This is a genomic window from Streptomyces sp. NPDC048185 (genome assembly GCF_043202495.1).
Lineage (GTDB): Bacteria > Actinomycetota > Actinomycetes > Streptomycetales > Streptomycetaceae > Streptomyces.
This window is the reverse complement of sequence record NZ_JBIDAN010000006.1, coordinates 1-21,005: the sequence shown is the minus strand read 5'-3', so window position 1 is coordinate 21,005 and position 21,005 is coordinate 1. Positions and strand designations below refer to the sequence as shown.

The following is a 21,005-nucleotide window of genomic DNA, read 5'->3' as shown; positions in this document are numbered from 1 at the left end:
AACGACGGCTCCGCAGACCGGAGAACCCGATGGACATAACCACTGACCCCCAGAAGCCAGCAGCAGCCCCAGCACCCCACCGGCCCCCGGGCGCCGAGGACAGGAGCGCCGCACGCGGCGCCACCCGGCCCGGCGACCGGATCTTCGTCGGGCTCTCCCGCGGGTCCGGCATCCTGGTGCTGGTCATCATGGCCGCCATCGCGGCCTTCCTCACGTACCGCGCCTCCCTCGCGATCAGCGAGGACGAGGCCAACTTCTTCACCAGCTTCGACTGGAACCCCAGCGGTGACCCGCCGCAGTTCGGCATCGCGGTCCTGGCCTTCGGCACCGTCGTGTCGTCGATCATCGCCATGGCCATCGCGGTCCCGGTCTCGGTCGGCATCGCCCTGTTCATCACGCACTACGCGCCGCGCAGGCTGGGCGGCGTCATCGCGTACGTGATCGACCTGCTCGCCGCCGTGCCCTCGATCGTCTACGGCCTGTGGGGCGCGCTCTTCCTCGTGCCGCACATGGACGGGCTCTTCGGGTGGCTGGACGAGTACCTCGGCTGGACCGGCATCCTCGAGTGGAACGGCGGAGCGCCGCGCTCGCTGCTCACCGTGGGCGTCCTGCTCGCGATCATGATCCTGCCGATCATCACCAACGTCAGCCGTGAGGTCTTCCGGCAGGTGCCGCGCATGCACGAGGAAGCCGCACTGGCCCTCGGCGCCACGCGCTGGGAGGTCATCCGGATGTCGGTGATCCCCTTCGGCCGCTCCGGCGTCATCTCCGCGTCGATGCTCGGCCTCGGCCGCGCGCTCGGCGAGACGATGGCCGTGGCCATGGTGCTCTCGCCGACCTTCGACATCAACGCCAGCCTGCTCGACCCGGGCGGCGGCACCTTCGCCCAGAACATCGCCAGCAAGTTCAACGAGGCCACCGTGATGGGCCAGGACGCGCTGATCGCCTCCGGTCTGGTGCTCTTCGTCATCACGCTGCTGGTCAACGGCGCGGCCCGCATGATCATCGCCCGTCGCAAGGAGTACTCGGGGGCCAACGCATGAGCAACGCAACCCTCACCCCCAAGGGCAGCGGCTCGCTGCGCGGCGCCACCCTGCCCACGTGGTTCCCCTGGGCGGTCGCCGCCGGGTCGGTCGCCGTGGGTCTCGGCATCAGCGCCGCGGCCGGGCTGAACAGCAGCATCCAGTGGGCCCTGATCGCCGTGGTCCTCTTCGTCGGCGGCACCTACGCCGTCTCGGCGCGCGTCGAGGGCGGCCGGCAGGCCAAGGACCGCGTCGCGACCAGCACGGTCTGGGTCGCGTTCCTCCTGGCGCTGATCCCCCTGCTCTCCCTGATCTGGGAGACGCTCAAGCGGGGCGTGCAGGTCCTCGACGGCTACTTCCTCACCCACTCGATGGGCGTGGTCGCCGACAGCGAGCCCGGCGGCGGCATCTACCACGCCATCCTCGGCACCCTGGAACAGGTCGGCCTGGCCACCCTGTTCTCCGTGCCGATCGGCGTGCTCACCGCGATCTACCTGGTCGAGTACGGCCGCGGCCGGCTCGCCAAGGCCGTCACCTTCTTCGTCGACGTCATGACGGGCATCCCGTCGATCGTCGCCGGCCTGTTCGTCCTCAGCCTGTGGGTGCTCATCCTGGACATGGGCCCGTCCGGCGTCGCCGGCTCGTTCGCCCTGTGCATCCTGATGATCCCCGTGGTCGTCCGCTCCACCGAGGAGATGCTCAAGCTCGTCCCGAACGAGCTGCGCGAGGCGTCACTGGCGCTCGGCGTGCCGAAGTGGCGCACGATCCTGAAGGTGGTCCTGCCCACCTCGGTCGGCGGCATCATCACCGGCGTCATGCTGGCCGTCGCCCGCATCACCGGCGAGACGGCCCCCGTGCTGCTGCTGGTCTGGGGCACCGACTTCATCAACGCGAATCCGTTCCAGGATCCGCAGGAGTCGCTGCCGATGTACATCTACCTGCAGTACAGCGCCGGTTCCGACGCGGCGTACGACCGTGCCTGGGCGGCTGCCCTGACGCTCATCGCGTTCATCATGATCCTCAATGCGGTGGCCCGCGGCATAGCCCGCTGGAAGGCCCCGAAGACCGGTCGCTAAGGCCCCGGACCGAAAGAAGCAGTGATTCACATGGCCAAGCGCATCGATGTCAGCGGCCTCAACGCCTACTACGGCTCCTTCCTGGCCATCGAGGACATCTCGATGACCGTCGAACCCCGCTCCGTGACGGCCTTCATCGGCCCCTCCGGCTGCGGCAAGTCCACCTTCCTGCGCACCCTGAACCGCATGCACGAGGTCACGCCCGGCGGCCGGGTGGACGGCAAGGTCATGCTCGACGACGAGAACCTGTACGGCGCCGGCATCGACCCGGTGGCCGTGCGGCGCGAGGTCGGCATGGTCTTCCAGCGCCCGAACCCGTTCCCGACCATGTCGGTGTACGACAACGTCGCGGCGGGCCTCAGGCTGAACGGCAAGTACAAGAAGTCCCAGCTGGACGACATCGTCGAGAAGTCGCTGCGCGGCGCCAACCTCTGGAACGAGGTGAAGGACCGCCTGAACAAGCCGGGCTCCGGTCTCTCCGGCGGCCAGCAGCAGCGTCTGTGCATCGCCCGCGCGATCGCGGTGGAGCCGAACGTCCTGCTGATGGACGAGCCCTGCTCGGCCCTGGACCCGATCTCCACCCTCGCGATCGAGGACCTGATCGGCGAGCTGAAGGAGCGCTTCACGATCGTCATCGTGACGCACAACATGCAGCAGGCGGCGCGCGTCTCGGACCGTACGGCCTTCTTCAACCTGGCGGCGGTCGGCCAGCCCGGCAAGCTGATCGAGATCGACGAGACGGAGCGCATCTTCTCGAACCCGTCCGTCCAGGCCACGGAGGACTACATCTCCGGCCGCTTCGGCTAGGCCGGACCCGATCCCCTCGCGGTGCTGCATGGCGGTGCCACCGCGAGGCGCACAAGGGCCCGCCCCCGGAACGGGGGCGGGCCCCTTGCTCACGCACACGGCTGCGGGCAGTCGCGCCGCCGGGCCGTCCGACCCGCCTCACGCGGCGACGGCACCGGGTTCCCTAGAGGAACACCAGGTCCACCAGCCAGTACGAACACGCCGCCACCACCGCGGCCGCCGGCATCGTGATGAACCAGCCCAGGATGATGTTCTTCGCGACGCCCCACCGCACCGCGTTGACCCGCTTCGTCGCCCCCACACCCATGATCGCCGACGTGATCACGTGCGTCGTGGAGATCGGCGCGTGGAAGAGGAACGCCGACCCGAACATGATCGACGCCCCCGTCGTCTCCGCGGCGAACCCCTGCGGCGGATCGAGCTCGATGATCTTCCGCCCCAGCGTCCGCATGATCCGCCAGCCGCCCGCGTACGTACCGAGCGACAGCATCAGCGCGCAGGCGATCTTCACCCACACCGGGATCGGATCGCCGTAGTCCTCGACGTCGGCGATGACCAGCGCCATCACCACGATGCCCATGGTCTTCTGCGCGTCCTGCAGACCGTGCCCCAGCGCCATGCCCGCCGCCGACACCGTCTGCGCGATACGGAAGCCGCGCTTGGCCTTGTGCGGGTTGGCCCGGCGGAACATCCACATGATCGCCGTCATGACGAGGTAACCCACGACCAGACCGATCACCGGCGACACGAACATCGGGATGACGATCTTGTCGACCACTCCGTGCCAGTACACGGTCGTGCTGCCCGCCAGCGCCGCGCCGACCATGCCGCCGAACAGCGCGTGCGAGGACGAGGAGGGCAGGCCGAAGTACCAGGTGATGAGGTTCCACACGATGGCGCCGATCAGCGCCGCGAAGAGGATCCCCATGCCCTTCGAGCCCTCGGGTGTCTCGATCAGCCCCTCGCTGACGGTCTTGGCGACCCCGGAACCGAGGAAGGCACCTGCGAGGTTCATCACGGCGGCCATCGCGAGCGCCGCCCGAGGCGTCAGCGCCCGCGTCGACACGGACGTCGCGATCGCGTTCGCCGAGTCGTGGAAACCGTTGGTGTACGTGAAGAAGAGCGCGACCCCGATGGTCACGATCAGAGCGAAGGTGTCCATGAAACGGTCAGGACTCCTTGACGGCGATGGTCTCCACCGTGTTCGCCACGTGCTCGAACGCGTCGGCAGCCTCTTCCAGCACGTCCACGATCTGCTTCAGCTTCAGCACCTCCATGGCGTCGTACTTGCCGTTGAAGAGGTGGGCGAGCAGCTTGCGATGGATCTGGTCGGCCTGGTTCTCCAGCCGGTTGACCTCGATCCAGTACTCGGTGAGGTTGTCCATGGTCCGCAGGTTCGGCATGGCCTCGGCGGTCAGCTCGGCCGCCCGCGCCAGCACCTCGATCTGCTGGTCGACGCCCTTGGGCAGCTCCTCGATGTTGTAGAGGACGACCAGGTCGACGGCCTCCTCCATGAAGTCCATGATGTCGTCGAGGGACGACGCGAGGGAGTAGATGTCCTCGCGGTCGAACGGCGTGATGAACGACGAGTTCAGCTGGTGGAAGATCGCGTGCGTGGCGTCGTCACCCGCGTGTTCGGCGGCCCGCATACGCTCTGCGATCTCGGCCCGGGCGGGTGCGTCCGCCCCGAGCAGTTCCATCAGGAGCTTGGAGCCCGTGACAATGTTGTCCGCGGACGCGGCGAACATGTCGTAGAAGCTCGTCTCCCTGGGGGTCAGACGAAAGCGCACGTGGGGTCCTCGGGGTGCATCGGTTTCGGTCAGGCTGATGCTAGGCGCATCATCCGGCCACGGCTAACGGGCCGTCCCCCAGTGTCGCCCATGAGGCACAGTGATGAGCAGGGGGGCGACCGGAGGCCGTGCTCCGCGCTGCGTCCAGGGCTCCCCTACCCCGGAAAATTCGGTACCATATACCCACCAGGGGTATATGTCGGCACACTGCCCAACAGGAGGACGCGATGACGACCACCGAGGCCGGCGCAGGCGCGCCCTCCCCCACCGCGGACACGGTGGAGACGGACGGTACGGACGTCGTCACGGACCACGACCGCGGCGTGCACGGGTACCACAAGCAGAAGGACGAGCACCTCAAGCGCCTGCGCCGCATCGAGGGCCAGATCCGCGGCCTGCAGCGCATGGTCGACGAGGACGTCTACTGCATCGACATACTCACCCAGGTCTCCGCCTCGACCAAGGCCCTGCAGTCCTTCGCCCTGCAGCTCCTCGAGGAGCACCTGCGCCACTGCGTCGCCGACGCGGCCCTCAAGGGCGGCTCGGAGATCGACGCGAAGGTGGAGGAGGCGACGAAGGCGATCGGCCGCCTGCTGCGCACCTGATCCGGCGGCCCCGGCCTACTGGCCGGCGCCGGTGCCGCGCTCCTCGGCGACCCTCAGCACCTCGTCGATGCTCTCCAGGCTGAGCCGCTCCCGGGCGGCCGAGGCCGCGATGATCAGCTCCCCGCAGAGTTCTATCTCGGCGAGCGCCACGTGGTCCTGAACTGCCGTACCGCCGACCGGAGCCACGCGCGTCACCTCGTCTCTGCCGTCACCGGCTTCCTAGAGTAGGGAGCGGCCTACGCACCGCGCATGGCACGGAAGGGCTAGTTCTTGCCGCCCGCGCCTCCGCCGGGGCCCTCTCCCGGCCCTTCGGCGATCTTCCCGGCGTAGATGTCGTCCTCCTCGGGCAGCCGTACGCGCACGGCGGCGCCGAAGTCGTAGAGCAGTGTCGTCGAGGCGACGGCCACGGTGCCCTCGCTCCGCCCGTTGGCGAAACTGAACCGGTGCCGGACCTTGCGGATGCGGCCCGCGTCGTCGAGATAGGCGTCGAACGGCACCTCGGTGGTGGCGAAGCCCTCGGCCGCGGCGGCCAGTGCCGCCTTGTTGCCGTCCGACGCGTCCCGCGCCGCACTGGTGAGGTCGGCGGTCCCCCGGTAGTGCCGCACCGCCGTCCCCGCGACCTCGGTGCGCCCCACGTACGTCGCCGTCCGCGTCCCCCGCAGCACCTCGGCGGCGGCGAACGGGTCCGTCGCCCCGCCGGTCACCAGATTGCCGTCGGAGAGCGTGGCGGTCGCCACCCGCACCCACTTGTCGTCGGGCACGCCGGCGCCCCGGTTCTTCATGAAGAGGGCGCCAGGCGCCAGCAGTTCGGTGATCGGCCGGTGCTCGCTCGTGCCCGCGGCACCCTGCGGCAGCCTCACCTTCAGCATGCCGAGCCGCTCACGGAAGTCGTACACACCCTCGCCGCGGATGGTCACCCGCGTGCCGCCGCTGGCCATCTCCATGGCCGTGCGGGCCCTGGAACTCCCGGCGGCCACCAGACGGTCCGCGGCCCGGTGCAGCACGCGGACCGGATCCCCGGACCGGGCGTCCTGCACGGCGGCTCCCTGCCCGGAACACCCGGCCGCGGCGAGACCCGCGCCGACCACGACCCCGACGACGGAGACCGCCCCCGCCTTCCTGCCCAGCCGCTCCCTCTCCCGCCCGACCATCGCCACCTACCCCAGCCGACACGGCCCGTCCCGGACCCCCTGCCGTCCCGGTTAACGACGGGCGGACGACGCCGGTAACGTTGTGGCCGTGGCTCAGCAGGACGCTCGTGAAGCTCCCCAGGACATCCCGGAACACAGCACGACCACCGTCGAGCAGGGCGCCTTCTGCGTGGCCCGCTGCACCTGCGGCTGGCGAGGCCCGGCCCGCAGAGCCAGAAGCCAGGCCCGCACAGACGCCCAGACCCACCCCACCACGTAAGCGACACAGCCACCCGCGTAGGCGTAACGGCGGCCAATCGTGCCGCCCGCGTAGGCGTAACTGCGGGCAATCGTGCCGCCAAGGGCGGCACGGCTGGGCGCAGCGGCACCCCTCCGACGCCGGGCCGCACAACCCACCCCCGCCCCACGCGCACGCCGCACACTCCCCGCGCCCCGCCGGCCGCAGGCCACCGCACGGGCTGGCGCAGCGACACCCCGCCACCGCCGGATCACGCCACCCACCCCTCGCGCCCCCGCCGGAGGCACCCGCACGGCCCCACCCGTGGAACCCGCACCCCCACCACCCCGTCTACCCCCGAGAACCCCCCACGGGACGCGGAGACGCACATGAACCGGCGCACCTTCCTCGGCGGCACCACAGCCGCCGCCCTCCCCCTCGCCCTCACCCCCACAACAACCGCCTGCACGGGCACCCGCCCTGACACCCCCTCCGGCGCGGACAAGAACCCCGCCCCCGCCGGCACCCCCCGCCTCACCCGCACGGCAACCGCCACCAGGTCGGCCACCACCCCCACCCCCGCCGCCTGGACCGCCCTGGCGAAGTCCCTCGACGGCCTCCTCCTCCGCCCCGGCGACCAGCCCTGGCAGACGGCCCGTCAGCTGTACAACACCCGCTTCGACACCCTCCGCCCCAGCGCCGTCGCCTACGCCGCCCACCCCGGCGACATCCGCACGACCCTCTCCTACGCCCGCGCCCACCGCATCCCCGTCGCGATCCGCAACGGCGGCCACTCCTACGCCGGCTGGTCGTCCGGCAACGGCCGCCTGATCATCGACGTGTCGAGACTCGACCGCGTCCGGGCCGGCGGCAACCAGGCCACCGTCGGCGCCGGTGCCAAGCTGATCGACGTCTACCGGGCCCTCGCCGCCAAGGGCGTGACCATCCCGGCCGGCTCCTGCCCCACCGTCGGGATCTCCGGTCTCACCCTCGGCGGCGGCCACGGCGTCGTCTCCCGCGCCTACGGCCTCACCTGCGACAGTCTCACCCAGGCCACCCTGATCACGGCGGACGGCAAGCAGCTCACCGCCGACGCCACCCACCACAAAGACCTGTTCTGGGCCCTGCGCGGCGCCGGCAACGGCAACTTCGGCATCGTCACGGAGTTCCGTTTCCGCACCCACCCCGCACCCCAGGCCGTATCGGCGTACCTGACCTGGCCCTGGGCGAAGGCCGCCGCGGTCGTCCGCGCCTGGCAGGAGTGGGGCCCGGGCCAGCCCGACGAGATCTGGTCGTCCCTCCATCTCGAGGCCCGCCCCCACGGCACCCCGACCGTGTCGGTCGCCGCCTTCTCCCTCGGCACCTACGGCGAGTTCCAGAACGCCGTCGACCGCCTCGCCGGCCGCATCGGCGCCTCGGCGAGCGGCGTCTCCCTCAAGCGCCGTTCGTACGAGGCGTCGATGGAGGTGTACGCCGGCTGCTCCTCGTTCGCCACGGACGCCCGGTGCCACCTTCCCGGCGCCACGCCCGGCCGGTCACCGCAGGGCGCGCTGAGGCGCGAGACGTACGCGGCCCGCTCGGACTTCTACGACCGTTCGCTGCCGCCCGCCGGCGTCCGGGCCCTCCTGGCCCAGGTCCGCCCGGTCCGCGGCGGCACCGGCAGCATCGTGTTCACCGCGCTCGGCGGGGCGGTGAACCGCGTCGCACCGACGGCCACCGCGTTCGTGCACCGGCGCTCCCGGATGCTGGTCCAGTACCTCGCCTCCTGGCGGCCGGGCACGAGCGGCGCGGCGGCCGAGTCCTGGCTGGCGTCCGCGTACGGTGCCATGCGCCCGTACGCCTCGGGCGCCGCGTACCAGAACTACGCGGACCCGGCCCTCAAGGACTGGCGGCGGGCTTATTACGGAGACGCGGCCCCGCGCCTGGCGAAACTGAAGCGCCAGTACGACCCGGACCGCGTCTTTGCCTTTCCCCAGGCCCTGTAGGCCTAGGCGGCGAGGTCCCGCTCCTCGGCCCCGGCGTTCTCCTGCCGGGCGCCCGGGATCACGGGGCCCCGTCCCTCTCCGGCTCGCCCCCGCGCGCTGACCAGCCAGCCCGCCCGCGGCGACCGCTCGACGGCCTTGACCAGCGGCGTCAGCAGGGCCATGGCGACCGGCGACAGCAGCAGCGCGACCGCCGTGCCGAGGGCGAAGCCGCCGATGACGTCGGTCGGATAGTGCACGCCCATGTAGACCCGGGCGAAGCCGCCGAACAGGGCCAGCACGATCGCGGCGATGCCGAACTTCCGGTTGGCGACGAACAGCGCGACGGCCAGGGCCATGACCAGCGTCGCGTGGTCGCTCACGAAGGAGAAGTCGTCCTTGCCGGAGACGAGTACTTCCAGCCCCTCGTGGTCCTTGAACGGCCGGGGCCGCTCCACGAAGCCCCGTATCGGCACGTTGACGAGTACCGCGACGCCCGCCGCCAGCGGCGCCCACACCAGCGCGGCCACGGACGAGGCCGCGTCCGCACCGCCCCGCCGCCGCACACCCCACCAGCACCACAGCACCAGCAGCACGATCGCGAACAGCAGTCCGTACTCACCCACGAACTCCATGACCCGGTCGAACCAGTGCGGCGCGTCCTTGGCCAGCCCGTTGATGTCGTAGAGCAGCTCGACGTCGGGGTTCGACCCGGATTCGGCGAGTCCAGCCATGTTGCAGCGGCCCCTTCGTCATGTCCTCCGGCGCACCTTGCGCACGCCTTCCCTGCCACCCCCGTGGTCGTAGATCCGCCGGCCCTCTTCCCGCCGCCGCACACCTACACGACAACAGGAACGCACGGTCCCCGTTGATACGTTCCACACTCCACCGAATGATCACGCAGACGTTATCGAAGAGAGATACGTCGTCGCAGCTCAGGGGATGGGTTCACGCTCGGTTCACACCGTCGTGGGCAATGCTTTCGCGCCATCTTCGGTCACCCGCGTGGCCCCGAAGTAGTCGGGCGTGTCGACCGGGTCGAACCGGATCACCGCCCCCGACCGCGGCGCGTCGATCATGTACCCGCCGCCGACGTAGATCCCCACGTGCCGGATGGCCCGGGAATTGGTCAGGTCGTCGGAGAAGAACACCAGGTCCCCCGGCAGCAGCTCGTCCCTCGCGGGATGCGCCCCCGCGTTGTACTGGTCGTTGGCGACCCGGGGCAGCTTGATCCCGACACTCTCGTACGCGGCCTTGGTAAGCCCCGAACAATCGAACCGCCCTCCCTGGTCGGCGGTCCCGTTCCCGCCCCACAGATAGGGCGTCCCCAGCTTCTTCTGCGCGTACGCGATGGCCCCGGCGGCCTGCTCGGACGGATCGACCCGCGTCGTGGGCGCCGCGAAGCTCTCCTCCAGCGTCGTGATCACCTTGACGTAGTTCTGGGTCTCCTTGTACGGCGGCACGCCCTGGTACTTGATGACCGCGTAGGCCCCCGCGTTGTAGGACGCCAGCATGTTTTCGGTCGCGTTCCCGGGCACGTCCTTCACGTACGACGCGAGGGAGCAGTCGTACGACGCCGCCGACGGAATCGCATCAGCCGGATCCCACACGTCCCGGTCGCCGTCCCCGTCCCCGTCGATGCCGTGCGTGGCCCACGTCCCGGGGATGAACTGCGCTATCCCCTGCGCCGCCGCGGCACTCCGCGCCCGGGGATTGAAGCCGCTCTCCTGATACAGCTGGGCGGCGAGCAACGCGGGATTGAGGGCGGGACACAGATTGCCCCACTGCTGCACCAGCCCCTGATACGCCGCGGGCACAGCCCCCTTGGCCAACTTCTTCGCCCCACCGCCCACACCGCCCGCGAGGTTCCCGGCAACGATGTAGACCCCGACGACCAGCAGCATGACGAAGCTGACGCCCAGTGCGACCGCGGCGCCGCCGAAGAACCACACTTTACGCACGGCCCAACCCTTCCCCGTCCAGCTGCTTCCCAGGCCACGTCCCACGAGTGTGACGCCATTTCACCGAGGCCGCCCCACAACCGAGTCGATCCGCACGCACCCGCCGGCGAGACGGAGTCGCAGGAGTGGCCGACGACGGACCGCGCGGCACGTTGCGGACCCACCTCATTGCCGACCGTGACGCTCCGTGATACACAGAGTGACGATACGAATCTTTGCATACCGGTTCGCGCCACCCTACGAGGACATGGCGGGGACCGGTGGCAAGCTATCCGCACGAAACCCGCCAATCGATGACGCCAAGTCGACATACCAAGGCGCCGTCGTCGGCGACAATGAGGCCTGACCTCTGCACGCACGCAGAGGGCGCGGAACTACCCAACAGGGGCGGTGACTTACATGCTCTTTGCGGCCGACGAGGGAGACATCAACACCATCATCGGGGGGATCGCTCCGGACTGGGGCCCCTTCGGCAGCCTGGGCAACGAGGCGAAGGTGATGATCGAGGTGGTGATGGCCGTCGCCATCCTGCTCTGCCTCGGCATCGCCATCTGGGGCGCCGCCAAACAGCGCATCGGCGCGACGGCCCTCCGGGACACCTTCAGCGCCGAACAGGGCAAGGGCCTCATCATCGCGGGCCTGACGGGCGTGTTCATCATCGGCTCGCTCGGCACGCTCTTCACCATCGTGTACGGCATGGCCGTGTAGGCGGGCGCGCGGTCCATCGGCCCCGCCGGGCGCGCCCGGTGCCTCCTCCGTCCCACCCGCCCGTCGTGCCCACCGGCTGAGGTTGCGTTTCCCTGATGTCCAGTCACCACACCGCGTCCGAGCGGGAGCCAGCACCGCTACCGTCATACTTCTACGGCATGAGGTACGAGGTGTTCCCGCACGACGTCGAGGGGGCGTACGCGGCATGAGTCTCGGAGACGACCACCAGTCCTCCGGCGGTTACGGCGGCACGGGCCAGACGCGGACGCGGCTGCCCGACAACGGCGGCGACGCGTACGCGGGCACGCGCCGCGGCGGGCGCTCGTCCTCGCGGGGCCTGGTCACCGTGGTCGGCGTGGTCGTCCTGCTGATCGCCGCGATCGCCTTCGCGAACCGTGGAGGAGACGATTCCGCGGGGTCCGACAAGGCGGCGACGGGCGACAGGCCGCAGACCTCGGCGACGGCACCGTCCGGCACCCAGCCGACGGACACGAAGGCCTCCGGCATCCCCGCAGGCTTCCCCCACGACCAACAGGGCGCCCAGAGCGCAGCGGCGAACTACGCGGTGGCGCTGGGCTCGGCCGAGATGTTCAACAAGGTCAAGCGCGACGCCATCCTGCAGGCCATCATCGTGCCTTCGAGAGTGGGTGGCTTCCAGGCCTCTCTGGACAAGGCATACAGTCCTGCATTCAACAGAGCTGTCGGACTGAACGAGGACGGCTCGACGCCGAAGGGCTATACCTTCGTGTCACGCACGAGCCCGCTCGGCACCAAGCTCACGGAAAACTCACCCGACACCGCCACTGTCGAAGTCTGGTGCAACGGACTGCTCGGACTCGCAGGTCAGAACTCCACAGCCCCGGTCACCAGCAGCTGGTTCACCATCACGACCAAGCTTGAGTGGATTAGTGGTGACTGGAAGATCGTGACGCACTCCCAGAAGGACGGCCCGGCGCCGATTCCCGGCGACGACAAGGCATCGAGCGCCGACGAGATGGCCAAGGCCGTCCAGGAGTACGGAGGGTTCACGTATGCGCGCTAGCCACCGCGTACTCAAACTGACCGGTGCCGTCGCGGCCGTACAGGCGGCAGCGATCCTCTTCGCCACTCACGCTTTCGCCGCCCCCACCCCGTCACCGACCCCTAGCAACGACCCCTGTGACCTGATCCACGGCCCCGCCAAGGACTACTGCGAGCGCGGTGAATCCGGTGGTGGGTCCGGAGGCGGTGGTGGGGGGGACGCCCCCGAGATCACCTCCACCCTCGACCCCCTGTCCTCCCTCGCCAAGGGCTGTGCCGACGCCGCGTCCTGGACGATCGACAAGCTCAGCGCGGCCGTGCAGGACACCGCGAACGTCGACTTCACGAACCCGAAGTTCCTCCAGCAGTACGCCGTCGTCTTCGCGGCATCGACGATCCTCACGCTCCTCCTCTGGCTCCTCGCGGTCGCGAAGCGGGCCGTGCGCGGCGTCCCCCTCACCACCGCGCTCTCCGAGGCCATCGGGTTCCTCTGGCTCACCGTGCTGGCGTCGGCCTTCACGCCGCTGATCCTCTACACGGTCGTCTCCGCCACCGACGGCGTCACCGACGTCCTCGCGAAGGCCACCGGCGACCAGACGGACACCTTCTTCGGCACGTTCTCCGGCGCCCTGGAGAAGGGCGAGGACATCGGCGGTGGCCCGATCATGCTGATCGTCGTCTCCCTGGTCTCCATCCTCGCCGCCGGCATCCTGTGGCTGGAGCTCGTCATCCGCGCCGCCCTGCTCTACGTCGGCGCCCTGCTCGGCACCGTCGTCTACGCCGGGCTGGTCGACAAGAACCTGTGGGGCCACGTCCGCCGCTGGGCCGGGATCATGATCGCCGTGATCCTGGTCAAGCCCGTCATCGTCATCGTGCTCGGCCTCGCCGGTGCGCTCTCCGCCGACGACGGCCCCGACGCCTTCTCCGCCGTCGTCTCCGGCCTCGCGATCATCCTGCTCGCCATCTTCGCGTCCGCGATGATCTACCGCTTCGTCCCCGGCTTCGGCGACGAGATCGCGGGCTCCCGCAACAACCGCATCATGCAGGGCGCCGAGGGCAAGGCCGCGGCCGTCATCAGCTCCCCGGCCAACCTCGTCGCCCAGGGCATCAGAACCCACAGCACCCGCAACAACGGCAACGGCGGAGGCGGGGGCCAGTCCACCTCCTCCTCCGCGTCCCGCCCCTCCAACCCCGCATCCGGCGGGGTCGCCGCGCACAGCTCGCGCCCCTCGAACGGCGGCGGCGGAAATGTCCCCTCCGCCGCACCCGCACCGCGCTCCGGCAGCCCGGTGAACACGCCCCATGCCAGCAACACCCGCAACAGCGGCACCAGCAACAGCTCAGGAGGTGACGGGCGTTGACGACCGAGTCCCACATGTCCCATCCGGTCACGCCCCGCCGTACGTATCTGATCGGCCGCGCCCGGCCGAACGCGATCGTCGGACGCAACCGCGAGACCGGCGAGATCGCGCTGATCGTCGTGGGCGCGTTCCTCGGCATGATGTGCGGGCTCCTCGTCCCCGTCCTGACCCTGCGCATCGTGCTGCTCATGGGCTTCCCGATGCTCGCGCTGGCGGCGGTCTACGTGCCGTACAGGCACCGCACGTTCTACAAGTGGTTCGAGATCAACCGCAGCTACAAGCGGACGCTGCGCAACGGCACCACCTACCGTTCCGGCGTCATCGAGGCCGGCACCCGGCTCGACGGCCGGGAGATCGAGGTCGGCCCGCCGCCCGGCATCGGCCGCATCACCTGGCTGGCCGCGCCCTTCGGACCGGACGAGATCGCCGTCCTGCTGCACGCCGACCGCAAGACCGTGACCGCCGCGATCGAGATCGAGGGCCCCGGCGTCGGCCTGCGCGACTCCGAGGACCAGGAGGCCCTCGTCGACCGCTTCGGCACCCTGCTCAAGCACGTGGCCAACGGCGACGGCTTCGTCACCCGCATCCAGATGCTCGCCCGCACCCTCCCCGCCGACCCGGACGCCCACGCCAAGGACGTCGCCGTACGCGGCGACGACAAGGCGCTGCCGTGGCTGCAGCAGTCGTACGACCAGCTCCAGTCCATGGTGTCCACCAGCAGCGAGCAGCACCGCGCCTATCTCATCGCCTGCATGCACTACACCCGCGAACTGGCCGCCGAGGCCCACACCATGGCCCGGGCCGCCCGGCCGCAGAACGGGCGCAAGGTCGACCGGGACGCCGGCCTCGCCGTGGTCATGGCGCGCGAACTGACCGACATCTGCTCGCGCCTCCAGGAGGCCGACATCCGCGTGCGCCAGCCGCTCGGGCAGGGCAGGCTCGCCTCCCTCATCCACTCGATGTACGACCCGGACCACCCGATCGACCACATCCAGGCGATGACCAAGCGCAACGCCTGGCCGGCCGAGCTGGACGCCATGGAGCCCACGTACCTCCAGGCCAAGACCCGCGAGTCCTCCACCCGCGCCCCCTGGTGCCACGCCACGGCCTGGGTGAAGGAGTGGCCGATGACCCCGGTCGGCGTGAACTTCCTCGCGCCGCTGCTCGTCCACACCCCGGACGTCATCCGCACGGTCGCCGTCACGATGGACCTCGAACCCACCGAGGTGGCCATCGAGCGCATGCTGACCGAGAAGACGAACGACGAGGCCGAGGCCTCCCGCGCCGCCAAGATGAACCGGACCGTCGACCCGCGCGACATCGCCGCCCACAGCCGTCTGGACCAGCGCGGCGAGGACCTCGCCAGCGGCGCTGCCGGGGTGAACCTGGTCGGCTACATCACCGTCTCCTCCCGTTCTCCCGAGGCGCTCGCCCGCGACAAGCGGACGATAAGGGCCTCGGCCGGAAAGTCGTACCTGAAACTGGAGTGGTGCGACCGTGAACACCACCGCGCCTTCGTGAACACCCTTCCGTTCGCCACCGGCATCCGTAGGTAGGGGCTGAGCCTGATGCGGGATCCGCTGTCCGTCCTCACCGACGCCTTCACGTCCTTCCTGTTCGGGAAGGTCGAGACGACCCGCCTCCCGGTCCGCACGTCCACGGGCCAGGCGCAGGCCGTCTACCTGCCCACCGCCGCACCCGGCCTCGGCGACTCCGGCGTGATCATCGGTCGCGAGGTCTACTCCGGCAAGGGCTACATCTACGACCCCTTCCAGCTGTACGGCCAGCAGCTCCCAGCCCCGCACTGGCTGGTCCTCGGCGAGTCCGGCAACGGCAAGTCGGCGCTGGAGAAGACGTACGTCCTGCGCCAGCTCCGCTTCAAGGACCGCCAGGTCGTCGTCCTGGACGCCCAGGGCGAGGACGGCGTCGGCGAGTGGAACCTCATCGCGCAGGAGCTGGGGATAACGCCCATCCGCCTGGACCCGATGGCCGCCCTGGACCACGGCATCCGGCTCAACCCCCTCGACCCGGCGATCACGACGACGGGGCAGCTCGCGCTCCTGAGGACGATCATCGAGGTCGCGATGGGGCACGGTCTGGACGAGCGCTCCGGTTTCGCGCTCAAGGTCGCGCACGCCTACGTCAACGAGACCATCGTCGAGCGCCAGCCCGTCCTCACCGACATCGTCGAGCAGCTCCGCCACCCCGAGCCGGAGTCGGCCGAGGCGATGAACGTGGACATAGACGACGTACGGGCCTGGGGCCTGGACGTGGCGCTGGTCCTCGACCGGCTCGTCGACGGCGACCTGCGCGGCATGTTCGACGGCCCGACGACCGTCGGCATCGACCTCGACGCGCCGCTCATCGTCTTCGACCTGTCCCACATCGACCGCAACTCCATCGCCATGCCGATCCTCATGGCCATCGTCGGCGTGTGGCTGGAGCACACCTGGATCCGCCCCGACCGGAAGAAGCGCATCTTCCTGGTGGAGGAGGCCTGGCACATCATCAACAGCCCGTTCGTGGCGCAGCTGTTCCAGCGGCTGCTGAAGTTCGGGCGCCGGCTGGGTCTGTCGTTCGTGGCGGTGGTGCACCACCTGTCGGACGTCGTGGACGGGGCGGCGGCGCGGGAGGCCGCGGCCATCCTGAAGATGGCGTCGACACGGACGATCTACGCCCAGAAGGCCGACGAGGCCCGGGCAACCGGCCGGGTGCTCGGCCTGCCCAGATGGGCCGTGGAGATCATCCCGTCGCTCACTCCCGGCATCGCGGTGTGGGACGTCAACGGCAACGTCCAGGTGGTCAAGCACCTGGTCACCGAGACGGAACGCCCCCTGGTCTTCACGGACCGCGCGATGACCGAGTCGTCCGCCGACCTCACGGACGACGCCCTGCGCGCCGCCGAGCTGGAGGCGGAGGAGCGGGCGGCGGCCTTCATGGAGCAGCACATCGGCGACTCGTCCGAATCGACGGTGGCGTAGGCGCGGCGGGAGGGACGCATGGGACCGGACGACCGTCGCGACCAGCGGCCGGGACAGCAGGGCGGCATCCCCGACGGCCTGCTCCTCGGCATACTCGCGTTCCTTCTCGGCATGACCCTGCTGGTGTGGACGGCGACCGGCCTCGCCGGCCTGTTCTCCCACGGCTCCTGGCCCGCCGGCATCACCTTCGCCGGCACCCCCCTGGCCATGCGCCACCTGATCGGACGGCCCCACGACATCGCCGGTGCCTGGCCGGACGCCCCCGCGGCGGGACTCTCCGGGTACGGGCTGTTCTGGGGGCTGTTCATCGGGCAGCTGATGGTGCTCGTCGTCCTGGCGGTGTTCGTGATGGGCACGGTGGCCCGCTGGAAGGCCGTACGGCTCCAGCGACGGGCCGCACAGTCATCGGCGGGCCAGGTGCCACCACCACCCGCCACGACACGGACGCCACCGCCCGCAGCGACGCCGCCCGCCACGACACAGACCCCGCCGCCCGACCGGCCGCACCCGGCCTGGACCCCGCCCCCCGCGGCGCAGACACCACCGGAACCGGCAAGCCCGGAACCGGCACCCGCCGCGCCCCGCCACGAGGTGCCGACCCCGAGAACCGCCCCGGAACCCGCTCCCGCCGCCGAGCACCAGACCCGGGCGGCGACGGAGCAGCCGCCCGCGGCCTCCCCCCTGGGCGGCAGCCGCGGCGGCCCGGAGAAGATCCTGCTGGGCACGCGGGAGAGCCGCCGCTCCACCGCGACGCAGGCCGTGAGCGACGCGGACGGCCCCGTCCTCGTCGTCACGTCGAATCCCGCCCTGTGGCAGGACACCAAGGACGCCCGCGCCAAACTGGGCCCCGTCCTGCTCTACGACCCCACCCACCTCTGCGACACCCCGGCCCGCCTCCACTGGTCCCCCACCGCGGGCTGCGAGGACAAGCCGACGGCCGTCGCCCGAGCGACCGCGCTCCTCACCCCCGTACGGCCCACCGCCCGCCTCGACCAGGCCGTCAGCGACACCGCCACCACGCTCCTGCGGAGCTACCTCCACGCCGCCGCCATCGACGGCCGCACCGTCCGCCACGTCCACCGCTGGTCCCAGGGCAGCCAGATCCAGGACGCCGTACGCATCCTCCGCACCAACCCGAAGGCCGCCCCCGGCGCCGCGGGCGAACTCGAGGGGGCCCTCACCGCCCACCCCGAACGCCGGGACATGGCTCAGCAGCTGACCACCCGTGCGCTGGCAGCCCTCTCCGTGGTCAACATCCGGGAGGCGTGCACTCCCAACCGAACTGATGCCCTCACCTTGGATTCCTTCGTCCACGAACAGGGCACCCTTTACGTGGTGGGGGAATCCATCGAGGACCCCCGGACGAGCCCGGGCGCCATGCCGCTGCTGACGGCGCTCGTCTCCAGCGTGGTCGAGCGCGGCCGGCGCATGGCCGAACGGTCATCCTCCGGTCGGCTCGACCCACCACTGACACTCGTCCTGGACGACGTCGCCGCCGTGGCTCCGCTTCCCCAGCTCCCGGAGCTGCTGGCCACCGGCGCGGACCGGGGCATGCCCACGCTGGCGCTGCTCCGCTCCCGCGAACAGGGCCGCGCCCGCTGGCCGCACGACGAGCTGCCGGTGTAGCCGTGCCGGGGCGTCCGGTGCGGGACGAGGGATCAGCGGTCGACGACGAACTCCAGCTCCATCTCCTCCGGCCTGCCCGCCAGCGGCACGGTCCGCCCGCTCGGCGCGAACCCGGCCTTGAGATAGAACCCCTGGGCCCGTCCGTTGTCCTCGTGCACGATCAGCCGCACCCGTTCCGCCCCGGCGGACCACGCCCACTCCAGCCCGGCGTCGAACAGCGCCTTGGTCAGCCCGCTCCCCCGCCACTCGGGCCGCACGAACACACCGACGACGTGTCCCTGCTTCCGGTCCACGGGGAAGCCGGCCCAGTCGGTGGTCCCGGGCTCCTCCATCAGCACCGTCAGTGTGCCGAGCCACAGCCCGCCCGGCCCCTCCGCGACGATCTGCTGGGCCCCGGACACGCCCTCGGCGGCCCCGGCGGCCCGCTCCTGCCAGTAGGCGTCCGACCGGCCCACGGAGTCGTCGTAGGTCTCGAGGAAGGCCAGGTGCGCGACCGGGTCCCGCAGCGCTCGCAGCCGCAGCTCCTTCACGGCGGGCCACTCGTCGGCACGTATGGACCGGATCACGTAGTCACCGGGGACCGAGGCATTCATGCGGGCCACCGTAGTACCCCGGTACCACGTCCCTCATCTCATATACGGACCCTGGACGGACGCCGGCCGCCGCGTCACGCCCGAACATGGACGGATGGAGCCCCTGGTGGAAGAGCGAGCGGCCGAGCCCCTCACCGAGCACGTCCAGCGCGTCACCCGGCGGGTCCGTGCCTTCGACCGGCGACGGCCCCTCGTGTGGGACCTCCACTTCACCGCCTTCTGGGTCACGGCCGCCCTCATCGACTACGCCGGCGGCGGCTGGCGCAGCGTCGCCCAGGACCCCGGCGTCCCCGGCGGACTCGTCCTCGCCATGAGCCTCGGCCTGTCCGTCCCCCTGCTCTGGCGCCGAAGCCACCCCCGCGCCGCCCTCCTCGCCCTGGCGCCGGTCGCCGTGGCCAACGTCTGGACGGGCGCCGCCCTCCAGGTCTCCCTGCTCCAGCTGGTCCTCCTCTTCCACATCGCCCTGCGGCTGCCCCTGCGCAACCTGTGGTGGGCGACGGCCCTGATGACGGTCCCGATGTGCGTCACGCTGGCCCGGTACGGGGAGGAGGCCGGCCCGTGGAACCAGCAGGTCGGCTCCCAGGTGCTGTCCATGGGGATCGTGTGCCTCATCGCCGTCACGGTCCGCACCCGACGCAACTACACCGAGGTCCTGGAGGACCGCGCGCGGCGCCTGGAGACCGAACGCGACCAGCAGGCCCAGCTCGCCGCCGCCGCCGAACGGGCGCGGATCGCCCGCGAGATGCACGACATCATCGGCCACAACCTCTCCGTCATCACGGGCCTCGCCGACGGCGGCCGGTACGCCGCCGCCAAGTCACCGGAACGCGCCGCGCAGGCCCTGGACGCCATCGGCACGACCAGCCGCCAGGCCCTGGGCGAACTGCGGCGTCTGCTCGACGTCCTGCGCGACGAGGAGAAGGAGCAGGCCGAACTCGCGCCGCAGCCCGCCCTCACCGACCTCGACCGGCTCGTCGACGGCGTCCGCAGGGCCGGTCTGCCCGTCCGCACGGCCGTCAGCGGCGACGCGGCGCTCGCCCCGGGCCGTCAGCTCGCCCTCTACCGTGTCATCCAGGAAGCCCTCACCAACACGCTCAAGCACGCCGGCCCCGACGCCACGGCCGAGATCGACCTCTCCTACGGGGCCGGCGGCGCCGTCACCCTCACGGTCACCGACACCGGCCGGGGCGGTCCCGCCCCCGCGCTCTCCGACGGCCGGGGCCTGCCCGGCATGCGTGAGCGAACGTCCCTGTACGGCGGCACACTTGAGGCCGGCCCGCGCCCACGTCCCGACCGGGGCTGGCGCGTTCACCTGTACCTACCGGAGGAATCCGCGCAGTGACCACCGTCCTCATCGCCGACGACCAGCCACTCCAGCGTTTCGGCTTCCGGATGCTCCTGGAGAGCCAGGACGACATGACGGTCGTGGGCGAGGCCGCGAACGGCGCCGAGGCCGTCCGCATGACGGCCGAACTCCATCCCGACGTCGTCCTCATGGACGTCCGCATGCCCGGCCTCGACGGAATCGAGGCGACCCGGCGCATCATCGCCGCGGGCCATCGAACCCGGATCCTCATTCTCACCACCTTCGACCTCGACGAGTACGCCTACGCCGGCCTGCGCGCCGGTGCCTCCGGCTTCCTCGTCAAGGACGCCCAGCCGGAGGAACTCCTCTCCGGCATCCGCGCGGTGGCGACGGGGGACGCGGTGGTGGCCCCGGGCCTGACCCGCCGTCTCCTCGACGCGTACGTCCACCATCTGCCGGCCGGCACCGCGGCCGACGATCCGCTCGACGCCTCCGAAGGGTCGCCCGATTCTCGTCTGGCCTCCCTCACGGACCGCGAGCGCGAGATCCTCATGGTCATGGGCCGGGGCTGGACCAACACGGAGATAGCGGAGCGGCTGCACCTGGCCGAATCGACGGTGAAGACGCATGTGGGGCGCATCCTGGCCAAGACGGCTTCGAGGGACCGCGTCCAGGCGGTCATCCTGGCCTACGACACAAAGCTGGTGAAGCCGTCCTGAAAAACACCCTGAAACGCAGAAAACCCCGCACCGTGAGGTGCGGGGTTTTCCCAAAGATTGTTCGGCGGCGTCCTACTCTCCCACAGGGTCCCCCCTGCAGT

The 21,005-nt window shown here is 70.6% G+C and carries 21 protein-coding genes; 14 read left to right on the top strand and 7 right to left on the bottom strand.

The genetic code is table 11. From position 1 onward, the window contains the following. Positions 1–29 precede the first annotated feature (29 nt). From pstC to pstB, 3 genes are read left to right on the top strand one after another with little or no spacing between them, the layout of a single operon-like run. Entirely contained in the window at positions 30–1,043 is a 1,014-nt protein-coding gene (gene pstC, locus ACGF3H_RS18760; RefSeq protein ID WP_362489699.1) for a phosphate ABC transporter permease subunit PstC, read from the top strand. After that, on the top strand, positions 1,040–2,098 hold the full coding sequence (gene pstA, locus ACGF3H_RS18755; protein ID WP_362489697.1) for a phosphate ABC transporter permease PstA: 1,059 nt from the start codon (positions 1,040–1,042) through the stop codon (positions 2,096–2,098). Before pstC ends, pstA begins: the two co-directional genes overlap by 4 nt. A gap of 30 nt (positions 2,099–2,128) precedes the next feature. After that, positions 2,129–2,905: a phosphate ABC transporter ATP-binding protein PstB gene (pstB, locus tag ACGF3H_RS18750; RefSeq protein ID WP_030191650.1), complete on the top strand. Its 777-nt coding sequence runs from the start codon at positions 2,129–2,131 to the stop codon at positions 2,903–2,905. A 163-nt stretch (positions 2,906–3,068) separates the two neighbouring features. On the opposite strand, the gene pitH is transcribed toward pstB, so the two are convergent. Together pitH and ACGF3H_RS18740 are read right to left on the bottom strand one after the other, a co-directional pair. Beyond that, complete coding sequence (pitH, locus tag ACGF3H_RS18745) at positions 3,069–4,067, bottom strand: low-affinity phosphate transporter PitH (protein ID WP_362489695.1); 999 nt, start codon at positions 4,065–4,067, stop codon at positions 3,069–3,071. Between the two features lie 7 nt (positions 4,068–4,074). Next, positions 4,075–4,695: a DUF47 family protein gene (locus tag ACGF3H_RS18740; RefSeq protein WP_351021466.1), complete on the bottom strand. Its 621-nt coding sequence runs from the start codon at positions 4,693–4,695 to the stop codon at positions 4,075–4,077. Between the two features lie 227 nt (positions 4,696–4,922). Between ACGF3H_RS18740 and ACGF3H_RS18735 the strand changes: the two genes are divergently transcribed. Continuing rightward, positions 4,923–5,300, top strand: a complete 378-nt coding sequence (locus ACGF3H_RS18735; RefSeq protein WP_362489693.1) for a metal-sensitive transcriptional regulator — start codon at positions 4,923–4,925, stop codon at positions 5,298–5,300. Positions 5,301–5,315: 15 nt separating this feature from the next. On the opposite strand, the gene ACGF3H_RS18730 is transcribed toward ACGF3H_RS18735, so the two are convergent. After that, positions 5,316–5,495: a hypothetical protein gene (locus ACGF3H_RS18730; RefSeq protein ID WP_362489692.1), complete on the bottom strand. Its 180-nt coding sequence runs from the start codon at positions 5,493–5,495 to the stop codon at positions 5,316–5,318. 68 nt (positions 5,496–5,563) lie between these two features. Next, positions 5,564–6,451: a hypothetical protein gene (locus ACGF3H_RS18725; RefSeq protein ID WP_362490046.1), complete on the bottom strand. Its 888-nt coding sequence runs from the start codon at positions 6,449–6,451 to the stop codon at positions 5,564–5,566. An 88-nt stretch (positions 6,452–6,539) separates the two neighbouring features. Here ACGF3H_RS18725 and ACGF3H_RS18720 point away from each other — a divergent pair, with 88 nt between their 5' ends. Both ACGF3H_RS18720 and ACGF3H_RS18715 read left to right on the top strand, forming a co-directional pair. Continuing rightward, positions 6,540–6,710: a hypothetical protein gene (locus ACGF3H_RS18720; protein WP_362490072.1), complete on the top strand. Its 171-nt coding sequence runs from the start codon at positions 6,540–6,542 to the stop codon at positions 6,708–6,710. Positions 6,711–7,057: 347 nt separating this feature from the next. Next, positions 7,058–8,653: an FAD-binding oxidoreductase gene (locus ACGF3H_RS18715; protein ID WP_362489690.1), complete on the top strand. Its 1,596-nt coding sequence runs from the start codon at positions 7,058–7,060 to the stop codon at positions 8,651–8,653. Between the two features lie 2 nt (positions 8,654–8,655). On the opposite strand, the gene ACGF3H_RS18710 is transcribed toward ACGF3H_RS18715, so the two are convergent. After that, positions 8,656–9,363, bottom strand: a complete 708-nt coding sequence (locus ACGF3H_RS18710) for a phosphatase PAP2 family protein (RefSeq protein WP_362489688.1) — start codon at positions 9,361–9,363, stop codon at positions 8,656–8,658. 225 nt (positions 9,364–9,588) lie between these two features. Then, positions 9,589–10,533: a bifunctional lytic transglycosylase/C40 family peptidase gene (locus ACGF3H_RS18705; protein WP_362490044.1), complete on the bottom strand. Its 945-nt coding sequence runs from the start codon at positions 10,531–10,533 to the stop codon at positions 9,589–9,591. A gap of 456 nt (positions 10,534–10,989) precedes the next feature. Here ACGF3H_RS18705 and ACGF3H_RS18700 point away from each other — a divergent pair, with 456 nt between their 5' ends. The 6 genes from ACGF3H_RS18700 to ACGF3H_RS18675 all read left to right on the top strand — a co-directional run bounded on the left by ACGF3H_RS18700 (position 10,990) and on the right by ACGF3H_RS18675 (position 18,286). Continuing rightward, positions 10,990–11,298, top strand: coding sequence for a hypothetical protein (locus ACGF3H_RS18700; RefSeq protein ID WP_019526682.1), 309 nt, complete (start codon positions 10,990–10,992; stop codon positions 11,296–11,298). Positions 11,299–11,503: 205 nt separating this feature from the next. After that, complete coding sequence (locus ACGF3H_RS18695; protein ID WP_362489686.1) at positions 11,504–12,340, top strand: hypothetical protein; 837 nt, start codon at positions 11,504–11,506, stop codon at positions 12,338–12,340. Next, entirely contained in the window at positions 12,330–13,679 is a 1,350-nt protein-coding gene (locus ACGF3H_RS18690) for a hypothetical protein (RefSeq protein WP_362489685.1), read from the top strand. The genes ACGF3H_RS18695 and ACGF3H_RS18690 overlap by 11 nt, the downstream gene beginning before the upstream one ends. Positions 13,680–13,693: 14 nt before the next feature. Continuing rightward, positions 13,694–15,235, top strand: coding sequence for an SCO6880 family protein (locus ACGF3H_RS18685; RefSeq protein WP_393590069.1), 1,542 nt, complete (start codon positions 13,694–13,696; stop codon positions 15,233–15,235). A 12-nt stretch (positions 15,236–15,247) separates the two neighbouring features. Further along, positions 15,248–16,660, top strand: coding sequence for an ATP-binding protein (locus ACGF3H_RS18680; RefSeq protein WP_361565647.1), 1,413 nt, complete (start codon positions 15,248–15,250; stop codon positions 16,658–16,660). Between the two features lie 18 nt (positions 16,661–16,678). Further along, positions 16,679–18,286, top strand: a complete 1,608-nt coding sequence (locus ACGF3H_RS18675) for a type IV secretory system conjugative DNA transfer family protein (protein ID WP_362489681.1) — start codon at positions 16,679–16,681, stop codon at positions 18,284–18,286. 32 nt (positions 18,287–18,318) lie between these two features. Here ACGF3H_RS18675 and ACGF3H_RS18670 read toward each other — a convergent pair whose 3' ends face one another. Further along, on the bottom strand, positions 18,319–18,879 hold the full coding sequence (locus ACGF3H_RS18670) for a GNAT family N-acetyltransferase (RefSeq protein WP_362489679.1): 561 nt from the start codon (positions 18,877–18,879) through the stop codon (positions 18,319–18,321). Positions 18,880–18,973: 94 nt separating this feature from the next. Here ACGF3H_RS18670 and ACGF3H_RS18665 point away from each other — a divergent pair, with 94 nt between their 5' ends. Next, positions 18,974–20,221 (top strand): histidine kinase, encoded by a 1,248-nt coding sequence (locus ACGF3H_RS18665; RefSeq protein ID WP_362489677.1) that lies wholly within the window; start codon positions 18,974–18,976, stop codon positions 20,219–20,221. Beyond that, positions 20,218–20,904 (top strand): response regulator transcription factor, encoded by a 687-nt coding sequence (locus ACGF3H_RS18660; protein ID WP_362489675.1) that lies wholly within the window; start codon positions 20,218–20,220, stop codon positions 20,902–20,904. Before ACGF3H_RS18665 ends, ACGF3H_RS18660 begins: the two co-directional genes overlap by 4 nt. Positions 20,905–21,005 lie beyond the last annotated feature (101 nt).

Bases quoted from the DNA above. Each gene is read 5' to 3' on its own strand.
- pstB (WP_030191650.1), top strand. From the start codon at position 2,129: ATGGCCAAGCGCATCGATGTCAGCGGCCTCAACGCCTACTACGGCTCC.
- pstC (WP_362489699.1), top strand. From the start codon at position 30: ATGGACATAACCACTGACCCCCAGAAGCCAGCAGCAGCCCCAGCACCC.
- ACGF3H_RS18710 (WP_362489688.1), bottom strand. From the start codon at position 9,363: ATGGCTGGACTCGCCGAATCCGGGTCGAACCCCGACGTCGAGCTGCTC.
- ACGF3H_RS18705 (WP_362490044.1), bottom strand. From the start codon at position 10,533: ATGCTGCTGGTCGTCGGGGTCTACATCGTTGCCGGGAACCTCGCGGGC.
- ACGF3H_RS18670 (WP_362489679.1), bottom strand. From the start codon at position 18,879: ATGAATGCCTCGGTCCCCGGTGACTACGTGATCCGGTCCATACGTGCC.
- ACGF3H_RS18680 (WP_361565647.1), top strand. From the start codon at position 15,248: ATGCGGGATCCGCTGTCCGTCCTCACCGACGCCTTCACGTCCTTCCTG.
- ACGF3H_RS18685 (WP_393590069.1), top strand. From the start codon at position 13,694: ATGTCCCATCCGGTCACGCCCCGCCGTACGTATCTGATCGGCCGCGCC.
- ACGF3H_RS18695 (WP_362489686.1), top strand. From the start codon at position 11,504: ATGAGTCTCGGAGACGACCACCAGTCCTCCGGCGGTTACGGCGGCACG.
- pitH (WP_362489695.1), bottom strand. From the start codon at position 4,067: ATGGACACCTTCGCTCTGATCGTGACCATCGGGGTCGCGCTCTTCTTC.
- ACGF3H_RS18700 (WP_019526682.1), top strand. From the start codon at position 10,990: ATGCTCTTTGCGGCCGACGAGGGAGACATCAACACCATCATCGGGGGG.
- ACGF3H_RS18665 (WP_362489677.1), top strand. From the start codon at position 18,974: ATGGAGCCCCTGGTGGAAGAGCGAGCGGCCGAGCCCCTCACCGAGCAC.
- ACGF3H_RS18690 (WP_362489685.1), top strand. From the start codon at position 12,330: ATGCGCGCTAGCCACCGCGTACTCAAACTGACCGGTGCCGTCGCGGCC.
- pstA (WP_362489697.1), top strand. From the start codon at position 1,040: ATGAGCAACGCAACCCTCACCCCCAAGGGCAGCGGCTCGCTGCGCGGC.
- ACGF3H_RS18735 (WP_362489693.1), top strand. From the start codon at position 4,923: ATGACGACCACCGAGGCCGGCGCAGGCGCGCCCTCCCCCACCGCGGAC.
- ACGF3H_RS18725 (WP_362490046.1), bottom strand. From the start codon at position 6,451: ATGGTCGGGCGGGAGAGGGAGCGGCTGGGCAGGAAGGCGGGGGCGGTC.
- ACGF3H_RS18675 (WP_362489681.1), top strand. From the start codon at position 16,679: ATGGGACCGGACGACCGTCGCGACCAGCGGCCGGGACAGCAGGGCGGC.
- ACGF3H_RS18715 (WP_362489690.1), top strand. From the start codon at position 7,058: ATGAACCGGCGCACCTTCCTCGGCGGCACCACAGCCGCCGCCCTCCCC.